Consider the following 12,575-nt stretch of genomic DNA (forward strand, 5'->3'; position numbering starts at 1 on the left):
AACTTGGCCTTCAATATTCGCCACGTTCGCTGCTTCGTTCCGCGCTATGTGGTTCAACTTTTATCTTCCCCGGGCGTGGACTCGTGCGTCGCCGGAATCTCTGGTGATTTCCACGGGTCCGCCGTGCGCCGTGGGCCGACCGTGCCGGGGTCCGGCGGCAACGCGGTGAGCAGACGTGGTCCTTCGTGCGCGCCGGCCATCCACACGGCCTGCCAGTCGGCGTCGCCCGTTGGTTGCGCGAGAAGCACCGCCACGCTGTGCGCCTGCAGCTCAAGCTCCGGGCCAATCAGCGGATGGCGCACCGCGTCGGGCACAGCGCTATCCATGAGCACATTCCATTCCAAGTGCGGTGCGGGTGGCACGAAAGTCAGCGCCTGGGACGAAGCGTTCATCATGATCAGCACAACGTCGATCTGCCCGTCGAGCCCGGGCCCCGCGCGACGCAGCGTGAGCGCGCGTCCTTCAGGGTCTTGCCATGCGTCGATGGTGAGCGCGGCGCCCCGTTCGTCGAACCAGCCGACATCGTAGAGACCTGGAAGCACCTCTTTGTCGCCGTGGAGGAAACGCATTTCACGTAACAGCGGGTAGTTTTTTCGCAGCGCGATCACGCGGGCGACGAAGTCTGTCATGGTGCGGCCGGCGGGCGTCTCGGCGAGACTCCAGTCCATCCATGAAATCTCATTGTCCTGGCAATACGCGTTGTTGTTGCCGCGTTGCGTGCGGCCGAATTCGTCGCCGCCAAGGAGCATGGGCGTGCCGAGCGACAGCAGGTTGGTTGCGACCAGCGCGCGCGCCACGCGGCCGCGCGTTTCGAGGATTTCGGGGTCGTCGGACGGGCCTTCGACGCCCCAGTTCGCGCTGCAGTTTTCGTTATGGCCGTCGTTGTTGCCTTCCTTGTTGACCTCATTGTGTTTTTGCTCGTACGCGGTGACGTCGGCGAGCGTAAAGCCGTCGTGCGACGCCACGAAGTTCACCGATGCCCACGGTTTCCGGTGCCGCCGATGAAACAGCTCCGCCGATCCGGTCAGCCGCGCCGCGAGATCGGGTCGCACGCCCGCGTCGCCGCGCCAGAAACGGCGCACGCCATCGCGGAATTTATCGTTCCATTCCGCGAAGCCGGGCGGATGGTTGCCGACCTGATACCCATCGGGGCCAATATCCCACGGTTCCGAAATCATCTTGCGGGTGTTGAGGATCGGGTCCTGGCGGATCGCGTCGAAGAAACCCGAGCCAGGGTCGAAACCATGGCCTTCGCGTCCGAGCGTCACGCCGAGATCGAAACGGAAGCCGTCGATATTGAACGCCGTCGCCCAGTAGCGCAGCGAGTCCATCACCATTTGCAGCACGCGCGGATGCGAGAGGTTGACTGTGTTGCCGCAGCCGGTGTCGTTGATGTAGCGGCGTTCGTCGCCGGGGACGAGGCGGTAATAGCTGGCGTTGTCGAGGCCGCGCCATGACATGGTCGGGCCGAGTTCGTTGCCTTCGCACGTGTGGTTGTAGACCACGTCCAGAAACACTTCGATGCCTGCTGCGTGCAGGCGGCGCACGGCAATGCGCATTTCGTTCAGACGGTTTGTTGACAGGTAGGACGGTTCGGGCGCGAAGAAACACGCGGTGTTGTAGCCCCAGTAATTCTTCAGGCCACGTTCGACGAGAAAACGGTCATTGAGAAACGCGTGCACGGGCAGGAATTCGACGGCGGTAATCCCGAGCTTCTGCAGGTGTTCGATAAACCATGGCGACGACAGTGCCGCGAACGAACCGCGTTCGTGCTGGCGGATGTCATGGCGAAGCATGGATGTGCCGCGCACGTGCGTTTCGTAGATGACGGTTTCGCCCCACGGGACGTTGGGGCGCGAGTCGCGAGACCAGTCGAAGGCGTCGTCGGTGACGACGCATTTGGGCATGGCGGGCGCGGAGTCGCGGCGATCCATTGAAAGGTCGAGGCGGTTCGAATGCACGCGGTAGCCGAAGAGTGCGTCCGACCATCGCCATTGGCCGACGAGTTTTTTTGCGTAGGGGTCGAGGAGGAGCTTGTGGGGGTTGAATCTGTGGCCGTGTTGCGGCTGGTATGCGCCGTGGGCGCGAAAGCCGTAGACCGTGCCGGGGTGGGCGCCGGGGAGGTAGCCGTGCCAGATTTCATCGGTGCATTCGGGGAGCTCGAAGCGGGTTAGCTCTTTGCGGCCGGTTGTGTCGAAGAGGCAGACTTCGATCTTTTGCGCATTCGCGGAGAAAACCGCGAAGTTGACACCCAAACCGTCCCAGTTTGCTCCGAGCGGGTAGGGCACGCCCGGGAGTAACTTTTCGGGTAATGAATTCGCCATGGGGTTTTCGTTCGCACTTGGGTTGGTTTTGGGGTGGGGTTTAGTGCAGGGTTGCTGCTATTTGCGCCTGCGAGCGGTCTGTTTTAGCTGTCATTTTTATCACTGTTAGCCACTGTCCGTGGCGGGACTTCATTTCTTTTTCCAACGGCGAAAAAGAAACGAAGCAAAGAAAACGCCTTCCAACCGCTAATTCTTAAGTGGACCAAGCGTGCAGTGATATCTGCTTGGGACTTCAAAAGAACCCTCGACGCCATAACCACCAACACCTGAAACCCTCCCCCTCCGAACTCCTACATCCACACGCTTCGCCATAAGTGCTCTCGGGCAAGCACACATACCAAAGAACCAGTTCAGCCAAACACCTCGTTCGCGTGCAAAGCACGCAAACACGCGCGCGCCGCGCTTTCCTGTTTGAGGCTACTCACACTGGTGGCGAAGCGTGTGGGTAGACGTGAACGAAGGGGGAGGGTTTCAACTGTCCGGGGTTTTACGCTGAGTGTTCTTTTGAAGTCCCAAGCAGATGTCAGTGCACGCTCGGGCTCCTTAAGAACTAGCGGTGGAGAGGCGTTTTCTTTGCTTCGTTTCTTTTTCGCCGTTGGAAAAAGAAATGAAGTCCCGCCACGGATAGTGGCTAACAGTGCTAAAAAGATCAACGAACACCGAATGCGCGAAGACCTAAAACGCAGCAACCCGGCCCCCCCCTTGACCGCTAAATCTAGTCCACTCTCAAAACAATAGTCGCTAATGGAGGCAAAACCAGCAAAGCAGAAAACTCCCTCCCATGACTAGAAACCTTCTCGGCGTGAATAACGCCCCCATTCCCCATATTCGACCCTCCATAAACAGAAGCATCGGAATTAAGAATCTCCGTCCACCTTCCGCCGCACGGCAATCCCACCCTATACCCCTGCCGGGGCACCGGCGTCATGTTCGATATCACCACGCACTCGCGCCCTTCACCATCGGTGCGCCGAAAAGCAAACACACTATTTCCGGCATCGTCGCCAATCAGCCAGTCAAACCCGCGCGGATCGCTGTCAAGCTTATGGAGCGCCGGCTCCTCCCCATACACACGATTCAAATCGCGAACCAGCTTCTGCAAACCACCGTGGTACGGATCATCCAGCAAATGCCAGTGCGGCGATGCATCGTGATTGAACTCGCCAAATTGTCCAAATTCACCGCCCATGAACAATAGCTTCTTACCCGGATGCGTCCACATGAATCCCAGGTAAGCCCGCAAGTTGGCAAACTTCTGCCAGTGATCGCCCGGCATCTTGCCAATCAACGATCCCTTGCCATGCACGACTTCATCGTGCGAAAGAGGCAGCACGAACCGCTCGGAATACGCATACACCATCCCGAACGTGAACATGTTGTGGTGATACTGCCGATACACAGGGTCCTCTTCCATGTAATGCAGCGTGTCATGCATCCATCCCATGTTCCACTTGAAATCGAAACCCAATCCGCCGTCTTCAACCCGCGCCGTCACACCCGGCCACGCGGTCGATTCTTCCGCAATCGTGATCGCGCCGGGAATTTGGCGCACCTCGTGGTTAAGGCGCTTGAGAAACGCAATCGATTCCAGATTCTCACGGCCGCCATATATGTTCGGCACCCATTCGCCCGCCTTGCGCGAATAATCGCGATACAACATCGACGCCACCGCGTCCACGCGCAATCCATCCACGTGATAGCGCTTCAACCACGCCAGCCCCGACGCCACGAGGAACGCGCTCACCTCATTGCGCCCGAGGTTGTAGATCATCGTGTTCCAGTCCTGGTGATACCCCTCGCGCGGATCGGCATGTTCATAAAGCGGCGTGCCGTCGAACTGGATCAGGCCGTGGGCATCGTTCGGGAAATGCGCCGGAACCCAGTCGAGAATGATCCCAAGCTCGGCTTCATGCGCGCGGTTCACGAACTCGGCGAACTGCTCAGGCGTGCCGAAGCGTGCCGATGGCGCAAATTGCCCCAACGGCTGATAACCCCACGAACCGCCAAACGGATGCTCGGCAATCGGCATGAACTCGAGGTGCGTGAATCCCATGCTTTTCGCGTAAGGAATCAGGCGCTCGGCAAGCTCGTGCCAGTTCATGCCGCGATTTCCCTCTTCCGGCACACGCAGCCACGATTCGGCATGCACTTCGTAAATCGAAATGGGCGCATTGACGGTCTGCTTCGGACCGCGTTTTGTGTTCATCCATTCGCTGTCTGTCCAGCTATATCCGTCGATAGCATCCGCGTCCGCCACCACGGACGCCGTCGCCGGCGGCCGCTCGCTTTGCATCGCGCAAGGGTCGGCTTTCAGCGGCAGCGCATGGCCATCGCGAGTGATGATCTCGTACTTGTAGCGCGTGCCCGCGCCGAGCCCCGGCACGAACAGTTCCCACACGCCCGCGTCATGGCGCAACCGCATGGGGTGACGGCGGCCATCCCACGAATTGAAGTCGCCAACCACGGAAACACGGCGCGCATTCGGCGCCCAGACGGCGAACCGCACGCCCGATACCCCGTCGTGCACGACCGGCCGCGAACCCAGACATTCGAGCACCGCGTAGGGATCGCCCCACGAAATGCGCATCAGTGCGTCATCGGCGAGAACGGGGCCGAAGGAATAGGTATCGGCGACTTCCTGCGGCGTGCCATGCCAGTCGATGTTCAGCCGGTAAGCCTGCGTTTCATCGATAAACCCAACGAACAGCCCCGCCGGATGAATCTGCGTGAGCGTGGCGAGCGGCGCGCCGCTGTCGCGTGCAAGAACCTGCACGCTGGATGCACCCGGCAGCAGCACGCGCACCACGGGACCGGCGTCGGTCTGGTGCAGCCCGAGCTTCGAAAAGGGATCGGGATGGCGCGCCTCGACGAGCGCGTCGATATCGAGCGGATGCAGGCCTTCGGTCAAGGCTCGGTCGTCGGTGCGCTTATTCATGTTCGTTTCCATCAGATGTGTCCTTTTGTGCGGCGTCCGCGGGACGCGAGCCCGGCGCGAGCTGCGCGCCCGTGTCGCCAAGCAGGCGGCTCGCAAGCGACGCGAGGCCACGTAACGGCAAGCCGATCCAGGTCGGACGGTTCGCCGCTTCATAGCGGATTTCGTATGCGGCTTTCTCGATCAGGAACAGATCGAGCAAGGCGGCCAGGGTGGCGTCGTCGCCGGCAATGGGCTGCGGGGAAGCCGCAACCGCCGCGTGATACTCGGCCAGGAAACCTTCTTCGCCATGCGCGCGCAAGCGCTCGAACAACGCGCGCTTCCTGTCGGCGGTTGCCGCCGGCGCGTTCTCGGTCGTCGGCTGCGCGGCGGCGCTCGCATACGACAACGAACGCAATAAGCCGGCCACGTCGCGCAACGGGCTCGACTTCTTGCGGCGTTCCTCCAGCGGCCGGGCCGGTTCGCCTTCGAAGTCGATCAGGAACGCATCGCCTTGCGCCATCAGAACCTGGCCGAGGTGGAAGTCGCCGTGAATGCGGATACGCAGCGCCTTCGCGCTCTCCGGCACGAGTTTCTGCACGGCCGCGAGCAGCAGGTCGCGGCGATCGAGCAGGCTTTGCGCGAGGTCGCGGTCATGCTCGTTGAAGTCGCGAATCTTGGCGCTCAGGATATCGAGCGCGGTGACGAGCAGCGCGTGGGTGCCGTCGTTCCAGGCACGCACGTCTTCCTTCGACGCCGTTTCGGGCGAGAACGCGGGATCGTCGGAAGGCGAGGCGAGCGCGACATGAAGCTCGCCCAGACGTCGCCCGATGATTCCCGCGATCTTCCGGTATCCCTCGATACCGAGCATTTCCTTCTCGCGATCAACCGAGTGATCGCCGGTGTCGACCGCGAGCGCGAGTTCATCGACGGTGCGGCGCAGGTAATCGAGCGCGTAGTTCCAGGCGTCGCCCTGGTTGTCGATGAAACCCTGCAATATGCACAGCGTATGCGGCACGCCTTCAGGATCGACACGCACGACTTCGCCGAAGAGCGGCCCCGTGTTCGCGTAACCGAGTTTGGTCAAATAGCGGCTCATTTCCGCTTCGGGATGAATGCCGCCAACAAGACGCCGCACCAGCTTCAGTACGACCTGATCGCCGATCACAAGGGAACTGTTGCTCTGTTCGGCGGCGAGCCAGCGGATCTCGGGCAGCGGTTCGCCCGGCTTGAAGTTGAAGTTCAGTTCATCCAGGCGCTCGGTGGGAATAAAGCGGATTTCGCTCTTCTGCACGGTCGGCACGACCGCGCGTTGCTTGAGCTTTCTCAGCACGCCATACGTGAACGTCGGAACGGCGAAGGCGTCGGTGATATGACCAATATTGCGGCTCTGGCGCACGCGAGCCAGCGCCAGTTGCATGTACAGCGGCGACGTGGTTTCCGTGCCCCACGCAATGGTCAGCGGCAGCACATAGCGCTCGGTGTGATCGCCAACGTCGGCTTCCACTTCCGTGAACGCAAAGCCTGCTTCGGGAATCGTGGTCAACGCGGCAAGCCGCACGCGCTTCAACGTCTGATCCTTCGATGCAAACCAGCGCCGCTTGCTCAAGTAAGACGGCAGCACTTCGGATTCGAGCAGGCGCACGTTTTCCGGCGTCGGGCCGGTCTGGCCGGCGCGGATCACCATGGTCACGAATTCCGGCAATTGTTCCGATGGCGCCTGGCTCCATGCCGGACGCTGATTGCCCGGGCAAAGCTGGAACCACAGGAAGCCATACGGCGGGAACGTCAGCAAATACGTCAGTTGCCCGATGGGCGGGAACGCCGAATCGGCGGTCATTTCCAGCGGCACGGAACCGGCATATTCGGAGAGATCGAGTTCCACCGCTTGTGGCGCGCGCGAGAGATTCGCTACGCACAGGATTGGCGGCTCGCCTTCTATCTCGCGGATATACGCCAGGATCTTGCGGTTGTTCGGACGCAGGAAACGGATCGTGCCGCGGCCGAACGCATGCTTCGCGCGCCGCACGGCGAGCATCTTGCGTGTCCAGTTGAGCAGCGAGTGCGGATCGCGGCTTTGCGATTCCACGTTGACCGCGTCGTACCCGTAGAGCGAGCCCATCACCGGCGGCAACACGAGCTGCTCGGGATCGGCGCGCGAAAACCCGCCGTTCCTGTCCGATGACCATTGCATCGGCGTGCGCACGCCATCGCGGTCGCCCAGGTGAATGTTGTCGCCCATGCCGAGTTCATCGCCGTAATAGATGACGGGCGTGCCGGGCATGGAAAGCAGCAGCGAATTGATCAATTCTATGCGGCGGCGGTCGCGCTCCATCAACGGCGCAAGGCGGCGGCGAATGCCAAGGTTCAGCCGCGCGCGGCGATCGCTCGCATACGTGTTCCACAGGTAATCGCGCTCCGAATCCGTGACCATTTCCAGCGTGAGTTCGTCGTGATTGCGCAGGAAAATCGCCCATTGGTTCGTTGGCGCGAGGTCCGGCGTCTGCCGCATGATGTCGGTGATCGGAAAGCGGTCCTCGCTCGCAATCGACATGTAAATGCGCGGCATCAGCGGGAAGTGGAATGCCATGTGGCATTCGTCTTCGTCGCCGAAATATTCCTTCACGTCTTCCGGCCATTGATTCGCCTCGGCCAGCAGCATGCGGTTCGGATATTCCTTGTCGATGGTCGCGCGAATCGTCTTCAGAATCGCATGCGTTTCGGGCAGGTTCTCGTTGTTCGTGCCTTCGCGTTCCACGAGATACGGCACGGCGTCCAGCCGCAGGCCGTCAATGCCCATGTCCAGCCAGAAGCGCATGACCGACAGCACTTCCTTCAGCACGGCGGGGTTGTCGAAGTTCAGGTCCGGCTGGTGATTGAAGAACCGGTGCCAGTAATACTGTCCCGCGACCGGATCGTGCGTCCAGTTGGACGGCTCCGAATCAATGAAGATGATCCGCGTGTCTTCGTACTTCTTGTCGGTATCGGACCAGACGTAGTAGTTTCGGTGATTCGAGCCGGGCTTCGCGAGCCGGGCGCGCTGGAACCACGGATGCTGGTCGGACGTGTGGTTGATGACCAGTTCCGTCACCACGCGAATACCGCGCGCGTGCGCTTCCTGAATGAAGCGCTTGACGTCGGCGAGCGTGCCGTAATCCGGATGCACATTGCGATAATCGGCGATGTCATACCCATCGTCGCGCCGGGGCGACGGGTAGAACGGCAGCAGCCAGATGCAATCCACCCCGAGTTCCGCGATGTAATCGAGCTTGGCGAGCAGGCCGGGGAAATCGCCGATGCCGTCGTTGTTGGCATCGAAAAAGGACTTGATGTGGATCTGATAGATGATCGCGTCTTTGTACCAGAGCGGATCGTTGCTGAGAGTCGAGTTCTTGTTGCGCTTCACGTGTCGCTCCTTGAGCCGGCGAGGTGCGCCTGGGCGCCCGCTTCCGGCTGTGTGAGTTGTTCTGTGCCACGTCGGCCGATGCCTTCGTGATGATGGCCCGCGCGTCTTTCAAGGGACGCGCCGGACCTTGGGCTTTCAGACCGCTGTCTCCCGGCGAGGCAAGCCCCACGGCGGCGCGATTCTCCAGATCGCGAACGGCCGCGTGTTGGGGTCGAGCCGGATGTGCTGCCGTCTGCCGCGCCATTCGAGACGTTCGCCCGTCAACTGATCTTCCACGGCAAGCGCGTCCCACTCCTGGACGCCCCAGTCGTTGAGCGTCTGCCACGGCAATTCCACGTCCGCACCTTGCTCATTGAACGGATCGAGGTTGATGGCGACCAGCACCACGTTGTCGCGCGCGGCGTTGGCTTTCTCGAAAAAGAGAATGTTTTCGTTGTGGGCCGGCAGGAAGTTGACGCCGAGATGCGAATGCAGCGCCGGATTCGCCTTCCTGATGCGGTTGAGCGCCGTAATTTCGCCGACGATATTTCCCGGCCGGTTCCAGTCCCACGCGCGGATCTGATACTTCTCGGAATCGAGATATTCCTCGCTGTTGGGCAATGCGGCGGCTTCGCAAAGCTCGAAACCGCTGTACACGCCCCACAGACCCGAAAGCGTGGCGGCAAGCGCCGCGCGAATCACAAACCCGGCGCGTCCCGAACGCTGGAGGAAACGCGGGTTGATGTCGGGCGTATTGACGAAGAAGTTCGGACGGAAGAAATCCTTCGCGTCGGTCTGCGTCAGGTCATGCATGTATTCGATGAAATCGCGTTTCGACTCCCGCCACGTAAAGTACGTGTACGACTGCGAGAAACCGAGCTTGGCGAGACGGTTCATCACGCGCGGCCGGGTGAACGCTTCGGCCAGGAACATCACATCGGGATGACGCGCGCGCACGTCGCCAATTACCCATTCCCAAAACGGCATGGGTTTGGTATGCGGGTTATCGACGCGGAAAATCTTTACGCCCGCCGCGATCCAGAACAGGAACACGTCGCGCAATGAAAGCCACAAGTCGGGCTTTGCGTCCTTCGCGTAGAAGTCCGGATTCACGATGTCCTGATATTTCTTCGGCGGATTCTCGGCGTATCGCAAGGTGCCGTCTGGACGCCACGCAAACCAGGTCGGATGTTCCTTGAGCCACGGGTGATCCGGGGAACATTGCACCGCGAAGTCGAGCGCGATTTCCAGCCCGTGCGCTCGCGCGGCTTCGAGCATGCGCTTGAAGTCGTCGAGATTGCCGAGTTCCGGATGCACCGCGTCATGCCCGCCTTCCTTGCCGCCGATGGCATACGGGCTGCCAACGTCGCCGGGCTGCGCGGTGAGCGTATTGTTCTTGCCCTTGCGGTTCGCAATGCCAATGGGGTTGATCGGCGGGAAGTACAGCACGTCGAAACCCATCTCGCGGATACGCGGCATCTTGCCGATCACATCGATAAACGTGCCGTGACGGTTCTCGTCGTCGCTCATGGAACGCGGGAAAATCTCGTACCAGCTTGCGAAGCGGGCGGCGGCGCGCTCGGCGTCGATCCGGTACGTCACCGGATCGCGCGAGAGAAACGGCCTGTGCCGCGCCGCTTCAATTGCCTGCGCTGTTTCCGGCGCCAAGGCAATCGCAAGGCGCGTTTCGGCGTCGGCTTTCGCAAACTGCTTGACGATGCCTTCCAGCGGCTCCGTTTGCGAACCTTCCGTGGTCTTCACTTCGGCGAGGATCAACGCAAACAAATGCCGCAATTCTTCGAGTTCCAGCTCGACGGTTTGCTCCGCCTTGAGCTTCTTCTGCATGTGATCGATCAGCGACGCAAAGTCGTCGCGCCACGCGATCACTGTGAATTCATGACGGCCAAGCCGGTCGAGCGGAATGCGGGTCGTCCACAAGTCGTTGCCAAGCGGAATCACCGGAACCATCTTCGCTTCGTGCCAGTCGGTTTCGTCGGCGGCGCGCCATTGCACGGCGGCGGCGATCTTGTCATGGCCTTCCGCGAAGATTGCAGCCGTGATTTCCACCGCTTCACCCACGATCCGCTTTGCCGGAAAGCGCCCGTGATCGACCGACGGCGTCACGCTTTCGATCATCACTCGCGGCGCCAGCAGCGCTTCGTTGACCGATTTTTTATCGGCGGATTTCGCGCCTCGCTTGACTTGCGGTTGCGCAAGCAGAATAGGCGCCTCGGACGCGCCGCGCAGCAAGCGGACTTCGCCCGGCTGCAGCAGGAAAGGTTTCAACGGTAGCGGCGTGCCCGACGTGTCTTCATCGATCTCGCGAAAACGCGTGAAGTTGCCCGGCGCGCCATCCAGCAAATGACGTGTATCGATATAAACCGGCGTGGTGAGATCGGCGTTGATGACGATCAGCGCGGCTTCGCTCGCCGTGCGCAAATCCGGGCCGCTGCCGCGCAGGATTGCCGCGTAGGGCGTGCCGGGACCGGTCAGCGTGCGCAGTTCCCCAGTGCTCGCGAGCGCCGCCGAATTGCGTTGCAGCGCGTTCGCGTGCGCCACTTCCGCCGACACGTTGAAGCGCGCGCCGTCTCTCGCACGCTTGAATTCTTCCGCGCTGCCGTGGTTGTACGCGAGCGGCTGCGTGACGCCGTATTCAAATCCCATGGGCACGAGCACGCCGGTGCCCATGCCGGCAGCCGTGTATAACGCGCGCCGGTAAGCGCGCTCCACCAGCGACGAATCGCTCGTGTCCGGCAGGTCATGAAGCAGTCGCGTGCCATACGGTTCTTCAGGGAACGCAATCGGCGGCGCGATGCGGAACAACGCCGCGTGTTCATCGAAGAGCCAGTTGCTCTGAAAGTCCCACCATCTCGCCGATGAAAACACCGAGTCGAAACCGGCATCGGCGAGACCCGCCAGATCGTGACGGCTGATGCCGACCGTCCACGCAAGCCATTTCGTTTGCGGATGACGTTCGCGCACGGCCGCGCCCAGACGCCGCCACACATGCGCCGGCACCTTGTGCGGCGCTTCGAAGCGAAAGCCGCCAATCCCGGCGTCGGCAATCAGCATCAATTCACGCGCCCACCATTCGGTGAGCGCATGTGCCGCTTCGCCATCGGCGAAATTCGCGTGCGCGACACTTTCTTCATGCGGTGCGGTACGTGGATCGAGCCGCGCTTCCGCCGCCTCGAACGGATGAAACCAGTGCCGGTTGTCCTGGAACAGGCCGCCTTCGGCGCTGACGCGGTCGAGGTTGATGTCCACAAGCAGGGTGAGTCCATGTTGCGAAGCCTGGTCGGCGAGCAGACGCAGTCCTTCGCTGGCGGACAGACCGGATTCGAAAGCGGGATGCAGCTTGTGATGATCGGCCACGGCTTGCCGGTGACCGTTCTTGCCCGGCAGAAAGGGCGCGCCGATCAGGATGTGATCGAAGCCCAGTGCCGCGGCGTGTTCGAATTGCGCGGGCCACGCTGACAATGGTCCGACAAGAAGCGGGTCGATGAAATAGATTCGTGGCGCATACGCTTGAAGCATTTGATGGTGTTCCATCGGTCGTCTTTTCCAGTTCGTCCTGCTATGGCGTGGATGCGGGAAAACGCGATCGCGCTCAACCAGGCGATAAACCAACCGCAAGAACGGTTACGGCAGACGGGCCTCAGACAGTCTTCAAAGCACCAGTTCCGGGGTGACGCGTGCGGTACGTATCTTCATGAACCTGTCATGCACGATACGAGCGTTCGGTGCGGCGCCAGGGTCGCCAGTGAATTACAGCACGTAGCGTGCCGCGCCTTTTTGCGTTTTGAGTTCGACTTCGGTGTCATGGCCCGGCGAGTTTGAACGACGCACCGATGGAACATGGCTGGCGCGCCTGTCAGGTCGACTTCAATCTCTGTCGGGACGACAGCAGTTCGCCGCGCTTGAATCAGCGTGGCGAACTGCCAACGTCATAACC

The 12,575-nt window shown here is 61.1% G+C and carries 4 protein-coding genes; all 4 read right to left on the minus strand.

Annotated features, from left to right (window positions below; genetic code table 11):
• Window positions 1-53: 53 nt before the first annotated feature.
• Window positions 54-2,324 (minus strand): glycogen debranching protein GlgX, encoded by a 2,271-nt coding sequence (gene glgX, locus AWB64_RS09470; protein ID WP_082850420.1) that lies wholly within the window; start codon window positions 2,322-2,324, stop codon window positions 54-56.
• 715 nt (window positions 2,325-3,039) lie between these two features.
• The gene (glgB, locus tag AWB64_RS09475) at window positions 3,040-5,259 is read right to left on the minus strand and encodes a 1,4-alpha-glucan branching protein GlgB (RefSeq protein ID WP_060818724.1); all 2,220 of its coding nucleotides are present in this window, start codon (window positions 5,257-5,259) and stop codon (window positions 3,040-3,042) included.
• Window positions 5,252-8,641 carry a maltose alpha-D-glucosyltransferase gene (treS, locus tag AWB64_RS09480; protein WP_060818467.1) on the minus strand — a complete coding sequence of 1,130 codons (3,390 nt, stop codon included), beginning with the start codon at window positions 8,639-8,641 and terminating at the stop codon, window positions 5,252-5,254. The genes glgB and treS overlap by 8 nt, the downstream gene beginning before the upstream one ends.
• A 135-nt stretch (window positions 8,642-8,776) precedes the next feature.
• Window positions 8,777-12,157, minus strand: a complete 3,381-nt coding sequence (locus AWB64_RS09485; protein WP_063493188.1) for a maltotransferase domain-containing protein — start codon at window positions 12,155-12,157, stop codon at window positions 8,777-8,779.
• Window positions 12,158-12,575 lie beyond the last annotated feature (418 nt).

The sequence above is a fragment of the Caballeronia sordidicola genome (genome assembly GCF_001544455.2).
Taxonomy (GTDB): domain Bacteria; phylum Pseudomonadota; class Gammaproteobacteria; order Burkholderiales; family Burkholderiaceae; genus Caballeronia; species Caballeronia sordidicola.

Bases quoted from the DNA above. Each gene is read 5' to 3' on its own strand.
- glgX (WP_082850420.1), bottom strand. From the start codon at position 2,324: ATGGCGAATTCATTACCCGAAAAGTTACTCCCGGGCGTGCCCTACCCG.
- glgB (WP_060818724.1), bottom strand. From the start codon at position 5,259: ATGAATAAGCGCACCGACGACCGAGCCTTGACCGAAGGCCTGCATCCG.
- AWB64_RS09485 (WP_063493188.1), bottom strand. From the start codon at position 12,157: ATGCTTCAAGCGTATGCGCCACGAATCTATTTCATCGACCCGCTTCTT.